The sequence below is a fragment of the Yersinia sp. 2466 StPb PI genome (assembly GCF_041538325.1).
Lineage (GTDB): Bacteria > Pseudomonadota > Gammaproteobacteria > Enterobacterales > Enterobacteriaceae > Yersinia > Yersinia enterocolitica_E.
Genome location: NZ_JAULSL010000001.1, coordinates 4229577 through 4250538 on the forward strand (window position 1 = coordinate 4229577; position 20962 = coordinate 4250538).

Genomic DNA, 20962 nt, shown 5'->3' on the forward strand with positions numbered 1-20962 from the left:
TGAGTGAACGTAGCTAACACCCCTGCGGCTTCAAGTACGAAGGGTATTTAGAAATCGCTATACGACATATCAAGACTGCCGCTACCACCACCCTCGGAACGGGATGATGCCGTTTTCACTGCTTTCAGCACCATAAATTTCTGGTTTGAATCTAATGTTTCGCAGTTACCGAACAAACGTTTAAGTTTGTGGAAATAGTCCAGATGGCGATTACCCACAATCATCAGTTCCCCCCCCACCTTCAGACAACGTTTAGCATCACAGAACATCTGCCAGGCCACATGGTCACTGACCGCATGCTGTTGGTGGAACGGAGGGTTACATAGCACCAGTTGCAGGCTCTCACGCTCAACACCGGCCAAACCATGGCTTACCATGAATTCACAGCGTGGTAAGTCTTGTGGGCGGTTATAGGTGATATTCAGCTCACTGGATGCAACGGCCATATAGGACTCATCGACAAACAGCATTTCTGCCAATGGATTTTGTTCCAATGCAATTAAACCGACGACACCATTACCACAACCCAGATCCGCGATTTTGCCCGCCACATCATACGGCAGGATCTCCATAAAGAAGCGCGCACCGATATCCAAATTATTGCGAGAGAAAACGTTAGCATGGTTATGGATGACATATTCGGTATTCGCCAGCGGCCAATCGGTGGTTTCCGGTGCATCTGCCAGTGGAATATCTGCCACTTCGCAGTGAATCAGGCGGGATTTCTTCCACGCCAACGTGGTTTTGGTCGGGCCAAGAATTTTTTCGAACAATTGCAAAGTTGAATTATGCACATCGCGGGATTTCGCCCCAGCAATAATCACCGTATCTGGGGCTACGACCAGGCGCAATGCGCGTAATTGCTGCTCCAACAGCGCCAAAGCTTTAGGGATCTTAATCACCACCAGCTTAGGAGCGGCGGGTAACGCATCAATACTGCTTAATAGGGTAACGGCATTTTCATCTAACTGATTTAACTGCACGTTATGCGTCGTCGCCAACTGGCTCATATAAGAGTCACTGACACTGAATGGACGATAAGCATGTAAAGCGCAGGCCAGCGTTCCAAACTGATCATTAAATACCAGCACCGGGCGGCCATCAATTTGGCTTAAGTCAATGTTTTGTAGCAGATATTCATCTGCTGCTTCCCACGCCTGTAGGGTATTGGAATTTTCTTGTGGTGGAAAACGCTCAAGCTCAAGGCTTTGCGTTCCCAGTAAGAGTTGGCTCATCACCGCTCCTGAATAATAAATTTGGGCTGTTTATCCCCTAAAACGGGCGATCAGTAAAATGTTTTTTTGCTTAAATGACATTTTAGCAAGGCCAAAGCTAGCTAAAAGGCAGAAATGCCAGAGGCATGACCTGATAAGCAATCTGACCAATAGCTCAACATAGCTTAATCAATGGCGTATTTTACCCTGATACCAATCATTACCAAAGCTTACTTTCATGTTAACTCATTATCAAATGACTCAAATTCTTTTGGCTCAATATAAAATACCCAACCAGACGAACTTAAACAGTTTATTAATTATATATTATTATTTATTCACATAACAAATTAAATAATTAATATATCATTATTTAATTAAATCGCATCAAAAATTATATTTATTTTAACCAAATTCAAATGCAACACATTGAGAGGAAACCAATGTTTGTCGTTGGAAAATAATATATCTCGTCATTGATAAATTTTTAACATTAATTACCAGGAAGGTAAATAAAAAATGTATATGTCAAATATTACTCAGCCCGATAGTGGCAAAGAAACACTGCAACCTACTGACGCCCATTTATCACCTTATCGTATAACGCCTTGTGCTAAAGCTATTGGCGCTCTGTTATTAGTATTGGGTAGCACAACTGCCTGGGCTGATAGTAAAGATAGTTTATTCGATGAAGTAGGTGCTGTATTTACTGAAGCCAGCGATCTCTTCCAGGCGATAAAACCCGTTGCTGCTAAAGTGCTCTCCCCAGAGCCTATTGCTCAAAAACAACAGCAGCTACAAGAGAGAAAAAAACCGAAAGCAGGCATCAATATCCCACCAGCGGATATCGTAGACAATATAGCTAAATCAACACTTGTCATTGGCCACAATCCGCAAGCCGGTAGCTATCTTGCCAACCAAATGGCTGCACAACAGATGTTTATTACTGACGACCTACAGCATCGCCAAGGAGAAACTCCCTACATTGACCCAATGACGGGCGAGCAAAAAGTTACCGGCATGTGGTTAAACACCAATGGGGCGATAACCCGCTTTAGCTCCGGTCAGGACCAACTCCACACCAAAGGCACCCGCTATTCAACTCAATTAGGGGGCGAAATAAGCCAATGGAGCAGCGGTGAACATGATCTAGGAATTCTGGGAATAACTGCCGGTATCGGTAAAGCCAGCAGTCGTAGCAATTCCACCACATCTCAGCATCAAGCTAATGGGTCTGTAGTTGGCTATAACTTAGGGTTATATAGCGTCTGGCATGCCAACAACATCAGTCAACTTGGGCCTTATATTGGTTTACTTGCACAATACGGAATGTTTAATAATCAGGTTAAGGCACCAGAAGTCGTCACCGGTGCGAATTATAAGTCTTATATATTCACCTCGGCGTTAGAAACAGGTTACAAAATTCAATTGATCGAAAAAGAGAAGGCTAAGTTATTTGTACAACCGCAGGCGAAAGTATTGTTGCAACGTAGCAGTGGGCTGCAACATAAAGAACTCACCGGGCCACAGATAAAGATAGAAGAGCACAATACGGTTACGACCAAATTAGGATTACTTACAACGCTAGAACTTGGCACTGATACTTTATCTACTACTAACACCTTAAAAATCAAACCGTTCATTGAAACTAATTGGATAAATAGCAACGGGAATAAAGGGCTATTACTGGATGATGCCCATATTACACCGCAAGGAATTAACAACATTGCTGAGTTGAAACTAGGTGTTGAGGGCAAGTTCAATAACAACCTTAAGCTATGGAGCCACCTTGGTCAGCAGTTAGGTAAGCACAATTACTCAGATACCCAAGCGACTTTGGGTATCAATTACCAATTTTAAATTAGTTAGATACTAATTTCTTAACGAAAAACCAGTACCAGCAAAGTGTAACGTGATGCTGGTACTGATACTTTTTATTTAAGTCATTAGATTTGGCCCAACTGCACAATAGGATTTTGTCTAAACGATGGGAAAACGTTATTATCGGCCCATATCAGCCATCAATTGATTGCCTAACTTAGCCAGAGCAAATACATATGCAGGAACTGACTTATCTGCAAGGTTATCCCGAAAACTTACAGTCTCAGGTACGCCAACTCATCACCGAGCAGCGTCTGGGGAATGTATTACGTCAGCGCTATCCACAATCCCATGATTACAATACGGATAAGATGTTGTATCAATACACGGTTGATTTAAAAAACCAGTATCTACGCAACGCTCAGCCGTTAAGTAAAGTGGCCTACGACAGTAAAATTCAGGTGATGAAGCATGCTCTCGGCCTGCATACCGCAATTTCCAGGGTGCAAGGTGGCAAATTGAAAGCAAAAGCAGAGATTCGGGTCGCCACTGTGTTTAAAAACGCGCCAGAAGCCTTCCTAAAAATGATAGTGGTTCATGAATTGGCGCATTTGAAAGAGAAAGATCACAACAAAGCATTCTATAGTTTGTGCTGCCATATGGAGCCGCAATATCATCAGTTAGAGTTTGACACTCGCCTCTATCTGACTCATTTGGATCTGTTTGGTGCGATTTATTAGTATTTGATTTACAAAGCCATACCGAATAGATTTCAAGGGGCAGACAGGCGGCAAGCAAGTGAACATAGCGCCCCCCTGTAACGTCAAGTACGAAGGGAATTCGCCAAGAAAATCTCCCTGTGGGTGTAACCATCTGGCGGTTCAACGTGTTTTTCTTCTGTAGTAACGGAGTTCACTATGATTCGCTTCGCTGTTATTGGCACTAATTGGATCACCGCACGCTTTGTTGATGCCGCCCACGAAAGTGGCAAGATGAAACTGGTTGCCGTTTACTCCCGTAAGCTGGAACAGGCCCAAGAGTTTGGCGATGATTACAACGTTACTGACTGCTTTGATAATCTGGAAGCCTTGGCGACGAGTGACCAGATTGATGCGGTGTATATTGCCAGCCCGAACTCCCTACATTATCCCCAGGCAAGATTGTTCCTCAGCCATAAAAAACACGTTATTTGCGAGAAATCGCTGGCATCAAATCTGGCTGAAGTCGAAGCGCTGGTTGCCTGTGCCCGCGAACATCAGGTCGTGCTATTTGAAGCTTTTAAAACTGCCTATCTGCCTAACTTTATTCAGTTAAAGCAGGCACTGCCCAAGGTGGGAAAATTACGTAAAGTCACCATTAACTTCTGCCAATATTCATCACGTTACCAGCGCTACCTGAACGGCGAAAATCCCAACACCTTTAACCCGGCCTTTTCTAATGGCTCAATCATGGATATTGGTTACTACTGTTTGGCTAGCGCACTGGCATTATGGGGCGAGCCGAAATCAGTACTGGCCAGCGCCAGTTTGCTCCCCAGTGGGGTCGATGCCCACGGCACCGTCTGTATGAATTATGGCGATTTTGATGTGGTTCTCATCCATTCAAAAGTCAGCCAATCAGATATCCCCAGTGAAATTCAGGGGGAGGATGGTTCGCTGATTATTGAAAGTATCTCTGAATGTCTGTCTATCGCCTTTACCCCAAGAGGGGGCCATTCGGTGGATCTGACGCTGCCACAGCATATTAATACTATGCTGTATGAAGCTGAGGTTTTTGCCAATTTGGTGGAAAATGCGCAGGTAGAACACGCTGGTTTGCAGTTGTCGTTGCTCACCTCGCGTATTCAAACAGATATTCGCCGCCAGACTGGGGTTATTTTCCCAGCCGATACCCAGCCACCGGCTGTAAGTTAATTTACTTTCAATGATTGACCAGCAGCCCATTTTCCATTATTTTTGCGCGGCAAAGGGGAGTAACTTCATTGCCGGTCAGCCGTCATTACGGTGCGAAAGCACCCGGTTACCGGGCAACCTCATTATGTACTAGCACCTATGGGTGTTGTTACATTATCGGTGTTGTAAGTGAGACCTTGCCGGAAGGCGAGGTTTGCTTGCAGCTCAGACATAGCGGCTAGCGTCTTCCGACGTTGGCCGTTTTTGTTTTTAAGAGGTTTATGAATGATGAATACCGTGGGTACTCCCTTATTGTGGGGTGGTTTTGCTGTTATCGTGACGATTATGCTTGCCATCGATTTACTCCTACAGGGGCGTCGTGGTGCACAAACCATGACACTGCGTCAGGCTGCCTGCTGGTCTCTAGTGTGGATTAGTTTGTCTTTACTGTTTAATGCTGGTTTTTGGTGGTATCTGGCCGAAACAGTGGGGCGTGATATCGCCGACAAGCAAGCACTTGCCTTCCTGACTGGCTATCTGATCGAGAAAGCACTCGCCGTAGATAACGTCTTCGTTTGGTTAATGCTGTTTAGCTATTTTGCTGTTCCTGCCAATTTGCAGCGCCGGGTACTGATTTACGGTGTGCTGGGTGCGATTGTACTGCGTACTATTATGATCTTCGCCGGCAGTTGGCTGGTGTCGCAATTCAGTTGGATCCTGTATCTGTTTGGTGCTTTCCTGCTGTTTACCGGTATCAAAATGGCATTGGCAAAAGAAGACGATACTCCCATCGGTGAGAAACCACTGGTTCGCTGGATTCGTAATCACTTACGCATGACGGATGAGTTACATGGCGACCGCTTTACTGTGCGTAAAAATGGCCTGCTCTATGCAACACCACTAGTGCTGGTATTAATTCTGGTTGAGCTAAGTGATGTGATTTTTGCCGTTGACAGCATCCCAGCTATCTTCGCGGTGACCACCGATCCCTTTATTGTGTTGACCTCTAATCTGTTCGCTATTTTAGGTCTGCGTGCCATGTATTTCTTACTCGCAAACGTGGCCGAACGCTTCTCAATGTTGAAGTATGGTTTATCCGTCATTCTGGTGTTTATCGGTATCAAAATGATGATTATTGACCTGTTCCATATCCCTATTGGCATTTCATTAGGTGTGGTAGCCGGTATTCTGGCACTGACATTGTTAATTAATGTCTGGGTAAATCATCGTGCAGACCGCCGTTTAGCAGCAGATAAGACTATCCACAAGTAAGCTGCCTGACGCTACAATCTATTATGCGGGGGAGTAATAACCCCGCATTTATCCCGTATATTTCGCCACTCACCAAATGTTATTACGATCACATAAATGTAAACGAAATGTTATGCAATATTGATCCGTATTGGATTTTGCTGATTGTCTTTTTCCTCGCCAATAGATTCCCTTATACTGTCAAAGCAAACACACCCAGTTACAAATAATATTAAGTTACAGGTGTGAACATAAGCGCTCAGTCCCGTTCCGGTTTGAGTGCTAAATGGGTAAAAAAATAAAACAAGTTTAACTTGGGAAGAGGCATCACTGGAAAACTATGGAAAAGACACCATCTGGATTTATCGGGTTTATCGCCCGTGGTAGTTTAGTTAAACAAATACTGGTCGGTTTGGTGGCGGGTATCATTTTGGCCGTGGTCTCTACCCCTGCTGCTACAGCCGTTGGTCTGCTCGGTACATTATTCGTTGGTGCATTGAAAGCTGTTGCACCGATATTGGTTTTGATGCTGGTCATGGCCTCCATTGCCAACCATAAACAGGGGCAAAAAACCAGTATCCGCCCTATTCTGTTTTTGTATCTATTGGGTACCTTTTCAGCCGCATTGATTGCTGTGGTGGTTAGCTTTATGTTCCCATCCACCCTTATTCTGGCGACCAATACTGCTGAAATCACCCCTCCCGGTGGGATTGTAGAAGTACTGAAAGGCTTGCTGAACAGCATAATTGCTAACCCGATTCATGCGCTGCTCAATGCCAACTATATCGGCATTCTGGCCTGGGCCGTAGGCTTGGGTATTGCCTTGCGTCATGCTGCGGATACCACTAAAGCCTTAATTAATGATATGTCTGATGCGGTGACCAAAGTGGTACGAGTGGTTATCCGTTTTGCGCCGCTGGGTATTTTTGGCTTGGTTGCCTCCACCATGGCAGAAACGGGTTTTGGCGTGTTACTGGGTTACGCACAGCTACTCATCGTATTAATTGGCTGTATGTTACTGGTGGCATTAGTAATAAACCCACTGATTGTGTATTGGAAAATTCGCCGTAACCCATATCCACTGGTCTTTGCCTGCTTGCGTGAAAGTGGTGTAACCGCCTTCTTTACCCGCAGTTCAGCGGCTAACATTCCCGTAAATATGGAAATGTGTAAGAAGATGAACCTGAATGAAGACACTTACTCAGTCTCCATTCCATTGGGTGCCACCATTAACATGGCCGGCGCGGCAATTACTATCACCGTGCTGACACTGGCGGCGGTACATACGCTGGGTATTCCGGTTGATTTACCCACAGCGCTGTTGCTGAGTGTAGTGGCTGCGGTCTGTGCCTGTGGTGCATCCGGGGTTGCCGGTGGCTCGCTGTTGCTGATCCCATTGGCTTGCGGCATGTTTGGTATTCCAAACGAAATAGCAATGCAAGTGGTCGCAGTTGGTTTCATTATCGGTGTGTTACAGGATTCAGCCGAAACCGCCCTGAACTCCTCCACCGATGTGCTGTTCACTGCCGCAGCCTGCCAGGCAGACGATGCCAGATTGGCTAATCCAGATCCACTGGCGAACCGTAAAAGCATCTGAATCAGGATAGTGTCATAACCCGTGGGGGCGATTACAGCCCCCAGTTTTATTGGGCGGCGTCTTCTTTTACCGCTTTCTTCTCAACCCGGAAAGGGTCTATTCCTTTAAGTTGCAGGCGGCGGAAACGGATAATATTAAAACCGTTTAGCAGTAAGAAACTGCCTTCAATTAATGAGCCACCAATAGAGCCCAACCATACGTTATGGATAACCCAGCAGACGGTGGAGACCCACATCACACAACGGGTGGTCAGCCCATGGGTGCGAAACAGTGCCCAAGTACTAATTACCGTGCCAAAAATGGGCAATATTTCCACCGCATGTTGCATACGCCAAATACCAAAAGTCAGCGTCAGGATGATAAAGACCATCATCGCAATATTACTGCGCGTTTTAGCGGCTACCAGATTACGTAATGCGTTAAGCATGGCACTACTGCCGGCAGCACTGGCTCCCATCAGGAAGAAGTGGCAACCAATAATGGCACTGTATGCGGAAAGTTGAAGTTTGAAACGCCGTTCATCACGGTTGAAAAACATGGTGATACCGACAAAAAATGCCAGTACACCAATGGATTGAGCAAACCAATAGAAGGTCATGGTGGGGAGTCCTGAAGTGCAGTTACCCGCACTGAGTCTGACTGTTAATAATGAACCCCCTTCGTGCTTGAAGCCACAGGATTGTTAGCTGCCCTTTACTCGGCCCATCCATGGGCTTTATCTCGTTCAGGCCACTGCAAGCAGTGTTCAAATCAGCTCGGCAGATTTGTCACCCGAATCACTTACTTGAGTAAGCTCATCGGGGTTTATTCGCGGGCGGCCTACCTGTAACTCCAATTACTTTGGGTATCGGAGCTTATTTATAAAAAATAAAACACCGTTTCATATTATTCGAAAGACATACTATTTACAAGGTTACACCACTTTTAAAGATCGCCAGTTCGCGGAAATCATTCACTTCATTGCGCGCCGGTTTACCATTGGCAATGTCGACAATCAACTCGACAAACTCAGTCAACAAGGTGTCCATTGAGGTGCCGTGAATCAACTTACCAGCATCAAAATCAATCCAATGTGGCTTTTTCACTGCCAATTCACTGTTGGTTGCCAGTTTCACCGTCGGTACAAAACCACCGTAAGGTGTGCCACGACCAGTACTGAACAGCACCATATGGCAGCCAGCACCCGCCAAAGCACTGGTTGCCACCGCATCATTGCCCGGTGCGCTGAGCAGGTTCAAGCCGGGACGTTGCAAGCGCTCGCCATATTTCAGTACATCGACCACTTTGCTCTGACCCGCTTTCTGGGTGCAACCAAGGGATTTCTCTTCCAATGTGGTGATACCGCCCGCTTTATTACCCGGTGATGGGTTTTCATAAATCGGTTGGTTGTGAGCGATAAAGTACTGTTTGAAATCATTGACCATACTGACCGTCTTTTCAAAAGTCGCTTCATCGCGGCAACGGCTCATCAGAATACGTTCCGCACCGAACATCTCCGGTACTTCGGTCAGTACAGAGGTTCCGCCATTCGCAATAACATAGTCAGAGAAGCGCCCCAGCAGAGGGTTAGCCGTAATACCGGACAAACCATCAGAGCCGCCACATTCCAGACCAAATTTCAGTTCACTCAGTTTGCCCGGCACCCGTTGGTCATTACGCATCACCTGATAGAGCGCATGTAAATGCTCTAAACCGGCTTCAACTTCATCATCCTGCTGCTGGCAGACCATAAAGTGCACGCGATCTTCATCAACCTTGCCCAGCGTAGTTTGGAAAACATCTACCTGATTGTTTTCACAACCCAGGCCAATCACCAGCACCGCACCCGCGTTAGGGTGACGTACCATGTTTTGCAGCATGGTACGGGTATTTTCATGATCCTGACCCAGTTGTGAACAACCGAATGGGTGGCTGAACAGATAAACACCATCAATACCTTCTGCATCCTGAGTCTCTTTCAGGAAACGCTGCTGGATTTGGCGGGCGATGCCATTCACGCAACCAACAGTCGGCACTATCCACAATTCGTTGCGAATCCCCACATTACCGTTAGCACGACGGTAGATTTGTACCTCACGATCTGCCATTTGTGGTGGCAGGTCACTGAATTCCGGCTGATATTGATACTCATCCAGATCACTGAGGTTAGTCTTGGCATTTTGCGAATGAATATGTTCGCCCGGTTGGATGAGAATTAATGCATGGCCAATAGGCAAACCATACTTAACGATCATCTGACCCGGTTCGATCGCTGTTAAAGCAAACTTATGGCCACGGGCCACCGGCTGAGCCAGCTTAACGCTGAGCTCACCGGTTTCAATGACTTCATCTGCGGCCAGGTCTTGCAGTGCGACAGCAACATTATCCAGCGGGTGAATTTTTATAATACTTTGCATAGTTAAACCTTTAGCTATAGGCCGCTACCGCAGCTCTCATGCCACGATCAATGATTGTTTGCAGTTGCTCTGTCACCTGGTTGGCCAGTTGTGGAACGGCGGTCAAATCCTGCCCCCAATGGGTCGCATCAGACAGTACGCTGTTAACTAACTCAGCCAGAGTGATATCACTGTGTTTTACACCACTCCACAAGGTGGAAAAGCGTTCCAGCCAGTGAGCATCATCCTGCAACGGGTAAGTTTGACCCTCACGCTCACCACGGTAAAAGGCGATAAGGGCTGCCAGAGCAAAGGTCAGACGCGGTGGTAACTTACCTTGCTGCTGCTGGTAGGTTAGCAACTGTGGCAAAATACGCGTACGGAATTTAGTCATACCATTCAAGGCGATAGACAGCAGTTGATGCTGAATGAACGGGTTGCGGAACCGGCTTAATACCGCTTGCGAGAACGACAATAATTCGTCTTCTGGTAAATCCAATACCGGTACAATCTCTTCGGTAATGGTTTTCTCTACAAAGCTGCTGATTTGTGCGTCATCCATCGTCTGGCCGACAGTGTCCAGCCCAGAGAGGTATGCCACGGGTACCAGCGCGGTGTGTGCACCGTTCAGAATGGCAACTTTGCGTTCTTTATAGGGTTTGATGTCATCAACGATACGCACGTTCAGCTCAAGCTGATCGAGGCGCAGTTCCTGAGCCAGTTCTTTTGGCCCTTGAATAACAAACAGATAGAAGTATTCTGCGGTATCCAGGAAGCTGTCCTGATAACCCAGTTCGGTCTGTAAGGCAGCCACTTCATCACGCGGATAGCCTGTAACGATGCGGTCAACCAGCGTTGAACAGAAAGTATTGTTTTCCGTTAACCACAGGGTGAAAGCGGCAGGTAACTGCCAGTGACTGGCATAACGCAACACCAGTTCGCGCAGTGCTTCACCATTGTAATCAATCAGTTCGCAAGGCAGTAACACCCAACCTTTATCTGCGGCACCGGCAAAATGCTCGAAACGTTCAAACAGTAAACGGGTCAATTTAGCCGGGAAAGAGCTTGGGGGTGCGTCACTGAATTGGTCGGCTTCATTCCAGGCAATACCCGCTTCGGTGGTATTTGAGAACATAAAGCGGATATTGGCATCGCGGGCCAGCGCCAAATATTCATCGAACTGACGGTAAATATTGATCTCACGGTTAACTGAGCGGATCAGGCGGGATTCACGCACCGCTGCGCCCTGCTCATTCAAACCACGGATCACCGCAGTGTACAGACCATCCTGAGTACTGAGTGACGGTGGAAAATCAGTATCGATCGGGCGGATCACCACGATCCCGGCATTCAGATCGGTGTGTTCATTGAGTAAATCAATCTGCCAGTCAACAAAAGCACGCAGGAAGTTACCTTCGCCAAATTGAATGATCTTGTCAGGGTGGCTACGGCCGGGAAAGTCACGACGGTTTAGAGTTTGCATCAGGGTTCACCTCATAACGCATACAGCCATGGACCGGCATTACTGACAGTCCGTGCTTTGCAGGCAATCCTTTCTTTGTAGAGAAGGTCTTTACCGCAGTGCAGCCGGGCGTTAAATAAATAATGAGTTAGAGTTATACAGAGCCGCTAACCGGCCCTGTTATTTGTTATTCAAAGCGATTACAGCTCGATGGCAAAATATTGCTTCGCGTTATCGAAACAGATGTTTTTCACCATTGAACCCAGCAGTTCAATATCTGCCGGAGCTTCGCCATCTTCCACCCAGCGACCAATCATCTGGCACAGGATGCGACGGAAGTATTCATGGCGCGTATAAGATAAGAAGCTGCGGCTATCCGTCAGCATGCCAACGAAGCGGCTTAGCAAACCAAGTTGTGCCAGTTGGGTCATTTGGCGTTGCATGCCATCTTTCTGGTCGTTAAACCACCAGCCGGAACCGAACTGCATTTTCCCCGCAGCACCTTCGCCCTGGAAGTTGCCAACCATCGTGCCGATAACTTCGTTATCACGTGGGTTCAGGCAGTAAAGGATGGTTTTTGGTAATGCATTACGCAGGCCCTGAGCATCCAACAGACGGGACAGTGGCTGCGCCAGTGGTTGGTCATTGATGGAGTCAAAACCGATATCCGGCCCCACCAGGTTAAACATGCGGCTGTTATTGTTACGCAGAGCGCCGATGTGGTATTGCTGCACCCATTCACGGCGGTGATATTCGCCAGACAGGAATAGCAACACTGCGGTTTTAAACTGGGCGATCTCTTCAGTAGTGGGCTGATTACCGGCCAGACGGCGCGCCAGAATCGCATCCAACGTGGCTTCATCTGCTTCACCGTAGACCACGACGTCCAAGGCATGATCCGATACTTTACAGCCGTGCGCGGCAAAGTGGTCCATCCGTTTGTTCAGTGCCGTGCACAGATCGGCAAAGCGGCTGATAGAGGTATCAGCGGCAGCTTCCAAGCGTTGCATGTAGTCATTAAAACCAGCGGCTTCAATGTTGAAGGCCTTATCTGGACGCCAGCTTGGCAACACTTTGATGTTGAAACTGCCATCAGCAGCAATAGCTTTATGGTGGCGTAGGTCATCAATCGGGTCATCAGTGGTACCGACCATTTTTACATTCATCTGCTGCATAATGCCGCGCGCAGAGAAACTGTCCTGAGCCAGTAATTCGTTACCGCGTTGCCAGATCTCTTCTGACGTTGCAGGAGATAATAATTTACCTGTAATACCAAATGGACGGCGCAATTCAAGATGAGTCCAGTGATACAGCGGGTTACCAATAGTATGTGGAACCGTGGCAGCCCAAGCTTCGAACTTCTCACGATCACTGGCATCGCCGGTACACAAACGTTCTGCTACACCATTAGTCCGCATAGCACGCCATTTATAGTGGTCACCTTTCAACCAGATGTCATACAGATTCTTAAAGCGGTAGTTTTCTGCGATCTGTTCAGGGGGTAAATGGCAATGATAATCAAAGATCGGCTGATCTTTTGCGTAGTCATGATACAGACGACGGGCGAATTCGGTGTCCAGCAAAAAGTCTTCGGTCAAAAACTGCGACATATTAGGTTCCTCACTTGAGTACATCTTAGAGCACTGCTCTCTGTTATCGCGAAGTTATCACACCAATTTCATCTATCGTCCAGCATTTTTTTATCGATAGAGATCGCAAAAACCTAACAAAAAGAACAAATACTCAACATTTATAATCTATTTAGCCCCTTGCGGCACTAAGTCTGTCGGGTTCTATTATTCCCTAATTGAAAAGTGGTTTTTGTGATATCACTCAACTTTTAAATCTGTATGACAAGTTATTGTTGCGTCGCCCTCAGTCATCTCATCCGCATTGCTCTATCAAATGCGCTGATTTGACCCAAGCGGGAAGACACAAGCAAGAATGAGAGCAGCTACAGCACAGTTGCTCTCAATAGGAAGGGATACCCAAAGCAGTTGAAGCTCGTGACAGCACGTAGCCTCAACGCCAATAAGAAGGTATGACCCAACGTAATTGGTGTTACAGGTCGGCGGCAAACGAGTGAATCCGGCAAAACTGATTCCAGTCAGTGATGCGGGGGAATGAGAGCAGCTAACACCGCTGTAACGTCAATTAAGCAGGGTCGGGTACCACCACATGCACAGCGATGTAGGTTGGACCAAATTGCGCCATGAGACGCCGCTACAGGTCGCGCTTCATAGCAGTAATCTTAGACTGGGAGAAAGTTATAAATGATGCGTAAAATTAAAGGCTTACGCTGGTACATGATCGCTTTGGTCACCGTCGGCACCATATTGGGTTACTTAACACGTAATGCTATTGCGGTTGCCGCACCGACGTTGCAAGAGCAGTTACATATCACGACACAGCAATACTCTTACATCATTGCCGCTTATTCTGCTGCTTACACCCTGATGCAACCGGTAGCCGGTTATGTTCTGGATGTGATGGGCACCAAAGTGGGCTATGCCATGTTTGCCATTATGTGGGCCATCTTCTGTATGAGTACCGCGTTAGCCAGCAGTTGGGGCGGTTTAGCTATCGCTCGTGGTGCGGTAGGTATGGCAGAGGCTGCTATGATCCCAGCGGGCCTGAAGGCTAGTAGCGAATGGTTCCCGGCAAAAGAACGCTCCATTGCTGTAGGTTATTTTAACGTCGGTTCCTCTATCGGCGGCATGATTGCACCACCACTAGTGGTGTGGGCTATCGTGATGCACAGTTGGCAGATGGCATTTATCATCACCGGTGTGCTCAGTCTGATTTGGGCTATTGCCTGGTTAATCCTCTACAAACACCCGAAAGACCAGAAAAAACTGACTGATGAAGAACGTGAATACATCCTCAGTGGTCAGGAAGCACAGCACTCCACTGCTAACGCGAAAAAGATGTCTGCATTGCAGATTATCCGTAACCGTCAGTTCTGGGGCATTGCGATCCCGCGTTTCTTGGCAGAACCAGCTTGGGGAACATTTAACGCTTGGATCCCGCTATTCATGTTTAAAGCCTATGGCTTTAACCTGAAAGAAATCGCCATGTTCGCCTGGATGCCAATGCTGTTTGCCGATCTAGGCTGTATTTTGGGTGGCTACCTGCCGCCGTTGTTCCAGAAACACTTCAAAGTTAACCTGATTGTTTCCCGTAAGTTGGTGGTAACAATGGGTGGTCTGTTAATGATTGCACCGGGGACTATCGGCCTGTTCACTAGCCCTTATGCCGCTATCGCACTGCTGTGTGTTGGGGGCTTTGCTCACCAATCACTGTCCGGCGCACTGATTACGCTATCTTCCGACGTATTTGGTCGTAACGAAGTGGCCACCGCCAACGGGTTAACCGGTATGGCGGCCTGGACTGCCAGTACCATGTTCGCTCTGGTGGTGGGTGCGTTGGCAGACACCATGGGCTTCAGCCCGCTGTTTGCTGCACTGGCGGTATTTGATGTGTTAGCAGTAGTGGTTATCTGGACGGTACTGCAAAACCGCCCGGCGGTTGAACCTGCAATCGATCCGATACAACAGGCACCTGCCGGACAGAACTAATCTGACTAGTCATTATTGAGCCATTGGTTCGACTCCAGCCCGGTAATCATTTACCGGGCTTTTTACTTCTTCTTTGCCCTGAGTTTAGGACGTATTTTCCATCACAACTGTGATAGCAATGACTAGAACCCAATAGGGATAAGTGGTATAACAAGTCCAATTGTATCTCGTTCGGGATATCATGCCTTCCAGACAAAATGAGCCGCAAAATTTGCTGCCTCAATTGATCCCAAGAGCCTTAATCATGGAATTCACAGAAACCAGACGGTTGTACCAGCAGTTAGCCGCAGAGTTAAAGCAGCGCATCGAAGCGGGTGTTTATCCGGTGGGGGATAAATTGCCGGCAGAACGCTACATTTCAGAAGAGATGAATGTCAGCCGCACCGTGGTCCGTGAAGCGATTATCATGCTGGAAGTAGAGGGTTACGTCGAAGTGCGTAAAGGCTCCGGCATCCACGTGATGTCGAATCAGCAAAAGCACCTCGTGATGCCCAACCACAGCATTGAATTCGCCACCGCAGGCCCCTTTGAGCTATTACAGGCCCGCCAGTTGATCGAAAGTAATATTGCTGAATTTGCCGCCACTCAGGTTACGCGGCAAGATATCGTGCAATTAATCGAGATCCAAAAGCATGCGCGCCAGGAAGATCGCTTCCGTGATTCACAATGGGATCTGAAATTCCACGTGCAGGTTGCTCTGGCCACCCAAAATACCGCCATGGCAACGATTGTCGAAAAAATGTGGAGCCAGCGGGTACATAACCCTTACTGGATCAAATTGCATGAGCATATCGATGATAAATCGATCGAGAGCTGGTGCGAAGATCACGACAGGATCCTTGAGGCACTGATGCGTAAAGATCCTTACGCCAGTAAACTTGCTATGTGGCAACATCTGGAAAATACCAAGCAGATGCTGTTTCGTGCTACTACCGATGATTTTGAATTTAATGTGGATCGTTATTTATTCACAGAAAACCCCGTTGTTCATCTCGATAATCTGATGATGAATAACAATATGGTCGCGAATAGTAAAAGCTGATCCTTGCCCGGATTGTTGCAGGCCATGGGAAGAGAAACTGATTCTTTTCTTTCTCTTCCCGGTCTGATTATGCTGCTTTGTAGTCAGTAAATGTCGACTTCTGTCAACAAACGTCAGTATCAAGCCTATTTTTAAACCATTGCTTAATAAACACCCAGTAGGTCTCTATATTTCCCTGTTTCATATCCCGCTATTTTGCTAAAGTGGCAGCACTTTTTTACTTGGGTGCTTTGGGAGCGAAACGCAAAAACATGCGCTGGTTGTTTGCTCTATTTATTGCAGTGTCTGGCTGGGCCGGTTCGGTCTCCGGCAACCTGCTATCGCCCACTCATTCTACCCCATCCGGCATGGCGCTCTCAGCGCTGAGTTCTGTTTATCATGACCACCACGATGTTAGCGACACGCCATCATCTGTAAGTGCATTTTCACCTTACCTGCACCTGCAAAATAAGGTCATCTCCTCCCAATTACGTCTGATGGGTTTGCCGGTCAAAAAAACGGCCATAAAGAATCGGCTGGGTGCCACCAAGTTTACTGGCTCAGCCAATCCGTCGTTGGCCAATAACTCATGGTCTGGGGCATATCTGCCGATGTCTCGCAACAGTCGGGCGGATGAAATATACAAACAGCCGAGGCAATCACTGCCACTGCTTAACTACTCCAACTGGATGTTCCATGTATCGACACAGCAAAATCGTGTGGGTGGCTGGAAAGAGAGTAATATTCAATATAGCGGGATGCTTACCTACCACCATGATGGTCAGTTGTCGTAGCTGTCCAGGCAGTTACAGCGAGAAGTATATTTACCTATTGATATCAGCGAATTGGTTTGTTTTTAACACATTTATCAAAACCATCGCTTAAACACGAAAAGCCATCCGTTATTTTTGCGAGTCGTGTTTATAAACTAACGAATATACCCAAAGTAATTGGTATTGCAGTCAGGCAAAACGAACGAATCCCGCCCATTGATTAGCATCTCAGTGATTCGGGTAAGAAAGCGCCGCTGCAACGTCAGGTAAGAAGGGTATACAACAATGACGTTTTAGGAATACCAGATGGATATCATTAAAGAACTCTTACATGCTCTATGGGCACAAGACTATGAGACACTCGCGAACCCGTCTCTGGTATGGGCCATTTATATCCTGCTGTTTGTCATACTTTTCCTGGAGAATGGCTTGCTGCCAGCAGCCTTTTTACCGGGCGATAGTCTGCTGATTCTGGTTGGTGTACTGATTGCAAAAGGTGCAATGAGTTTCCCTGTGACCCTCGTGGTATTGACTACTGCCGCCAGCCTTGGATGCTGGGTCAGTTATATTCAGGGTCGATGGCTGGGGAATACGAAAGTAGTACAGGGCTGGTTGTCTCATCTACCCGCTCATTACCACCAGCGCGCCCATAATTTGTTCCATCGCCATGGTTTATCAGCCCTACTGGTAGGCCGTTTCTTGGCATTTGTGCGTACCTTGTTGCCAACTATTGCCGGGCTTTCAGGCCTGAACAACGCCCGTTTTCAGTTCTTCAACTGGATGAGCGGTTTCCTGTGGGTATTGATCCTGACAACCATGGGCTTTGCCTTTGGTAAAACCCCCGTATTCCTAAAATATGAAGACGAAGTGATGTTCGTCCTGATGTTATTGCCACTGGCACTATTGGTGATTGGCTTGTTTGGTTCTTTATATGTGCTTTGGCGCAAAAAAAATACGCCGCCGGTTGCCGATAGCAATGACAATAATAAAGGTAAGCCAGAGTGATCAACCTCAGGGGCCGTTTCGGCCGCCCGGTCTGGCACTATCTTATCTTGCCAGTTACAGCGTTGTTGCTGGCAGCCCTGTTGTTTACGCCGATCATTTTGCGCACAGAAAGTGCGTTGAAAATTCGACCTAACCAACAGGGGTTGTCCTTGCCTGATGGGTTTTATCTGTATCAACATCTCGATCAACGTGGAATTCGGATAAAAAGCATCACTCCAGAGGATGATAGCCTGGTGGTGAGCCTGGAATCCCCAGAACAGCAGAAAGAAGCCATTGTCGTTTTACAGGATATCTTGCCGAGTGGTTATGTGATTGTCTCGAGCGAGTCCAAGAAACGTCAGCGTCTGTTGCCTGCATTCAGAAATACCCCACAGAAAGTGGGATAATTATTGCTGCGGGGAGCGAAATCCCCGTAGTCATCTCTTGTTTTTCGTCCATTTATTCCGCTGATATCTGATTAATCTATAAAAAATCCTGTGGTAAACTTGGGTATCACATAATTCAGCGCTATGCTTAAACATTCACGGCAACCTGTTTCGTCCCTGACTCTTGCTGTAAAAGGAAGCAATACTATGTTGTTACGTCACTCTCTCCTGTTGGTTTTACCCATTGTCGTGTTTTGTAATGTTGCTCAGGCAGTGGTAGACAATGAATGCGATATAAAAGCCAAAGAAATCCAACAACAGATAGATTATGCCAAACAACATGGCAATACCCGCCGCGCTGCTGGTCTGGCAACAGCCTTAAAAGAAGTAAAGAGCAATTGCACGGCGGAGAGCCTAAAGGCCGAACGACAACAAAAAATCAGACAAAAGCAGCACAAAGTCACTGAGCGTCAGCAAGAGTTAAAAGAGGCTCAGCAAAAAGGTGATGCTAGCAAAATTACCAAGCAGCAGAAGAAGTTAGTGGAAGCACAAGCTGAGTTAAAGCAAGCTCAGGCACAAAAGTAGCAACTCCGGTTTTAAATACGAGAATGGCGACTCATCAGGGTTATTTAAGATTATTAACCTTTTAACCTTGTAAAATATTCGCTACGTTATGTATTCACCTCAGTTATGTTAAGGAGCTATTACATGCCACAAGATAAAACCTCTGAACATTTACGCGCTGAACTTAAGTCACTGGCAGATACTTTGGAAGAAGTGCTGCAAACTTCGACCGATAAGCCGAAAGCTGAGTTAGAAAAGCTGCGAGCCAAAGCGGAAAGCGCGTTGAAAGATACTCGCGAGCGTCTGAGCGAAACCGGCGATAAAATCGCAGCCCAAACTAAAGAAATTGCTGATAAAGCAGATACCTATGTTCACGACAATCCTTGGACTGGCGTAGGCATCGGTGCTGCTGTCGGCGTGGTGTTAGGCGTTCTGTTGTCTCGCCGCTGATTATGGCTGAGCTTCCTCACACTCAGGGCCCCGGTAAAGGGGTCCTCGATACTGTTCATCGTATCGCTACCATTGTGGTAGGCATGGTTGAAACCCGTGTACGTCTGGCTGCTATTGAGCTGGAAGAGGAAAAAGCAACACTGGTTCAGTTGCTGATGATGGCAGGGATTACCTTGCTGTTTACCGCTTTCGGGTTGATGAGTCTGCTGGTATTAGTCATATGGGGTATTGATCCTGCCTATCGTTTAATGGCGCTTGGCACTACCACTGCCGTGCTATTAGCACTAGCGATAATCGGTATTATCTGGACTCTCACCAAGGCGCGCCGCTCCACACTGCTGGGTTCTACCCGTAAGCAACTGGAAACGGATCGCGAGTTATTGGAGAAAGAGCGTTGAGCCGCCGTAAATTAGCACAGGAAAAGGCCGCATTGTTACATGAGATCCAGCAGCAACGTCTGGATCTCGCCAACAGTGCCACACATTGGCTTGAGGTCACTGCACCTTATGATCGCGGTTGGGCACAAATCGTCGGTATGCGAAAATATTTGATGATTGGCTCCAGCCTGGTCGCGCTATACGGTATCCGCCACCCGAGTAAATTCATCCGCTGGTCGCGTCGGGCGGTTGGGTTATGGGGAACTATCCGATTGTTTCGTAACACTTTTCTCTTACGTTAACCTGCCGTTACTTCACTTGGTGGCATATCGGTATCTCATGCGGGCTACTGACTGCCCTTCCCCATTTCTTATGCCTAAACAGACCGTTTTTCGGCTTTAATCTGCTTACACTTCAGTTTTTTTGATAAAAACAGACAGTTTTACTTGCTAACAACTTCTCAACTTCTCAACTAACATTCTCTCATCAACTCAGGGAGTTTGCGGGATAACACCGGCAAGCGACCACACACAAGCACCTTTGATTAACCATTAACGCCCGCAGATGCCAGGCATTAATAGAACAACTTTTTGGAGAAGTCGTCGATGAACAAATTACAAGATACTGGCCTGTTGGTAGCACGCATTCTGATGCCGATTCTGTTTATTGTAGCCGGTTACGGCAAAATGGGTGATGCCTATGCTGGCACGCAACAATATATGCAAGCGATGGGTGTCCCAGGCTTCTTCCTACCATTGACCATTTTGCTGGAATTTGGCGGCGGTCTGGCAATTTTGTTTGGTTTCCTGACCCGTACCACTGCACTGTTCACCGCGGGTTTCACTATTCTGACGGCACTTATCTTCCACACTAACTTTGCGGAAGGCGTTAACCAGTTGATGTTCATGAAAAACCTAACCATCGCTGGCGGTTTCATTGTGTTGGCGGTTGCCGGCCCGGGTGGTTTCAGTATTGACCGCCTGCTGGGTAAGAAGTGGTAAGGCTATACTATAAAATGCAATCCCCAAAGTAATTGGAGTTGCAGTCAGGCAGCAAGCGAATGACAAATTGGTTTCCAATTTGAACAGCATTTATAGGCTAGCCGTAGGGTGAGCCTCAAGGATGAGGCTCATTAATCCCGATGAACTTACTCAGGTAAGTGATTCGAGTGAATAAGAGCAGCTAACAACGCTACAATTTCAAGAACACGGGGGATT

The 20962-nt window shown here is 47.1% G+C and carries 20 protein-coding genes; 15 read left to right on the forward strand and 5 right to left on the reverse strand.

Going from position 1 to position 20962, the window contains the following annotated elements; translation table 11 throughout:
- Window positions 1-47 precede the first annotated feature (47 nt).
- Window positions 48-1235: a 23S rRNA (guanine(1835)-N(2))-methyltransferase RlmG gene (rlmG, locus tag Q2T72_RS19130; RefSeq protein ID WP_372569685.1), complete on the reverse strand. Its 1188-nt coding sequence runs from the start codon at window positions 1233-1235 to the stop codon at window positions 48-50.
- Between the two features lie 498 nt (window positions 1236-1733).
- Here rlmG and Q2T72_RS19135 point away from each other — a divergent pair, with 498 nt between their 5' ends.
- From Q2T72_RS19135 to sstT, 5 genes are all read left to right on the forward strand, one after another.
- Window positions 1734-3074 (forward strand): autotransporter outer membrane beta-barrel domain-containing protein, encoded by a 1341-nt coding sequence (locus Q2T72_RS19135; protein WP_372569686.1) that lies wholly within the window; start codon window positions 1734-1736, stop codon window positions 3072-3074.
- Window positions 3075-3271: 197 nt separating this feature from the next.
- Window positions 3272-3775, forward strand: a complete 504-nt coding sequence (locus tag Q2T72_RS19140; protein ID WP_005192896.1) for a M48 family metallopeptidase — start codon at window positions 3272-3274, stop codon at window positions 3773-3775.
- A gap of 177 nt (window positions 3776-3952) precedes the next feature.
- Window positions 3953-4948 carry a Gfo/Idh/MocA family protein gene (locus tag Q2T72_RS19145; protein ID WP_083162340.1) on the forward strand — a complete coding sequence of 332 codons (996 nt, stop codon included), beginning with the start codon at window positions 3953-3955 and terminating at the stop codon, window positions 4946-4948.
- 264 nt (window positions 4949-5212) lie between these two features.
- Window positions 5213-6199, forward strand: coding sequence for a TerC family protein (locus Q2T72_RS19150; RefSeq protein WP_083162338.1), 987 nt, complete (start codon window positions 5213-5215; stop codon window positions 6197-6199).
- 319 nt (window positions 6200-6518) lie between these two features.
- Window positions 6519-7775: a serine/threonine transporter SstT gene (gene sstT / locus Q2T72_RS19155; RefSeq protein ID WP_083162336.1), complete on the forward strand. Its 1257-nt coding sequence runs from the start codon at window positions 6519-6521 to the stop codon at window positions 7773-7775.
- A gap of 46 nt (window positions 7776-7821) precedes the next feature.
- Here sstT and Q2T72_RS19160 read toward each other — a convergent pair whose 3' ends face one another.
- From Q2T72_RS19160 to uxaC, 4 genes are all read right to left on the reverse strand, one after another.
- Complete coding sequence (locus Q2T72_RS19160) at window positions 7822-8373, reverse strand: YgjV family protein (RefSeq protein WP_083162334.1); 552 nt, start codon at window positions 8371-8373, stop codon at window positions 7822-7824.
- Window positions 8374-8680: 307 nt separating this feature from the next.
- The gene (locus tag Q2T72_RS19165) at window positions 8681-10171 is read right to left on the reverse strand and encodes a UxaA family hydrolase (RefSeq protein WP_372569687.1); all 1491 of its coding nucleotides are present in this window, start codon (window positions 10169-10171) and stop codon (window positions 8681-8683) included.
- A gap of 10 nt (window positions 10172-10181) precedes the next feature.
- On the reverse strand, window positions 10182-11633 hold the full coding sequence (locus tag Q2T72_RS19170; protein WP_372569688.1) for a tagaturonate reductase: 1452 nt from the start codon (window positions 11631-11633) through the stop codon (window positions 10182-10184).
- 179 nt (window positions 11634-11812) lie between these two features.
- Complete coding sequence (gene uxaC / locus Q2T72_RS19175; protein WP_372560459.1) at window positions 11813-13222, reverse strand: glucuronate isomerase; 1410 nt, start codon at window positions 13220-13222, stop codon at window positions 11813-11815.
- 663 nt (window positions 13223-13885) lie between these two features.
- Between uxaC and Q2T72_RS19180 the strand changes: the two genes are divergently transcribed.
- From Q2T72_RS19180 to Q2T72_RS19225, 10 genes are all read left to right on the forward strand, one after another.
- The gene (locus Q2T72_RS19180; RefSeq protein ID WP_083162326.1) at window positions 13886-15190 is read left to right on the forward strand and encodes an MFS transporter; all 1305 of its coding nucleotides are present in this window, start codon (window positions 13886-13888) and stop codon (window positions 15188-15190) included.
- Between the two features lie 244 nt (window positions 15191-15434).
- Entirely contained in the window at window positions 15435-16232 is a 798-nt protein-coding gene (gene exuR / locus Q2T72_RS19185; RefSeq protein ID WP_083162325.1) for a transcriptional regulator ExuR, read from the forward strand.
- 251 nt (window positions 16233-16483) lie between these two features.
- Window positions 16484-17005, forward strand: coding sequence for a hypothetical protein (locus tag Q2T72_RS19190; RefSeq protein ID WP_193784768.1), 522 nt, complete (start codon window positions 16484-16486; stop codon window positions 17003-17005).
- Window positions 17006-17290: 285 nt separating this feature from the next.
- Window positions 17291-17989, forward strand: a complete 699-nt coding sequence (locus Q2T72_RS19195) for a DedA family protein (protein WP_083162324.1) — start codon at window positions 17291-17293, stop codon at window positions 17987-17989.
- A complete protein-coding gene (gene mzrA, locus Q2T72_RS19200; RefSeq protein WP_083162323.1) occupies window positions 17986-18375 on the forward strand; it encodes an EnvZ/OmpR regulon moderator MzrA in 390 nt (129 codons plus the stop codon). The genes Q2T72_RS19195 and mzrA overlap by 4 nt, the downstream gene beginning before the upstream one ends.
- 186 nt (window positions 18376-18561) lie before the next feature.
- Entirely contained in the window at window positions 18562-18939 is a 378-nt protein-coding gene (locus tag Q2T72_RS19205) for a DUF1090 domain-containing protein (RefSeq protein ID WP_102970527.1), read from the forward strand.
- 123 nt (window positions 18940-19062) lie between these two features.
- Window positions 19063-19368 carry a YqjD family protein gene (locus Q2T72_RS19210; RefSeq protein ID WP_083162322.1) on the forward strand — a complete coding sequence of 102 codons (306 nt, stop codon included), beginning with the start codon at window positions 19063-19065 and terminating at the stop codon, window positions 19366-19368.
- 2 nt (window positions 19369-19370) lie between these two features.
- Window positions 19371-19766: a phage holin family protein gene (locus Q2T72_RS19215; RefSeq protein WP_083162321.1), complete on the forward strand. Its 396-nt coding sequence runs from the start codon at window positions 19371-19373 to the stop codon at window positions 19764-19766.
- Window positions 19763-20047, forward strand: coding sequence for a YqjK-like family protein (locus Q2T72_RS19220; RefSeq protein WP_372569689.1), 285 nt, complete (start codon window positions 19763-19765; stop codon window positions 20045-20047). Before Q2T72_RS19215 ends, Q2T72_RS19220 begins: the two co-directional genes overlap by 4 nt.
- 303 nt (window positions 20048-20350) lie before the next feature.
- On the forward strand, window positions 20351-20746 hold the full coding sequence (locus Q2T72_RS19225) for a DoxX family protein (protein WP_004714887.1): 396 nt from the start codon (window positions 20351-20353) through the stop codon (window positions 20744-20746).
- The last annotated feature ends 216 nt before the right edge of the window (window positions 20747-20962 follow it).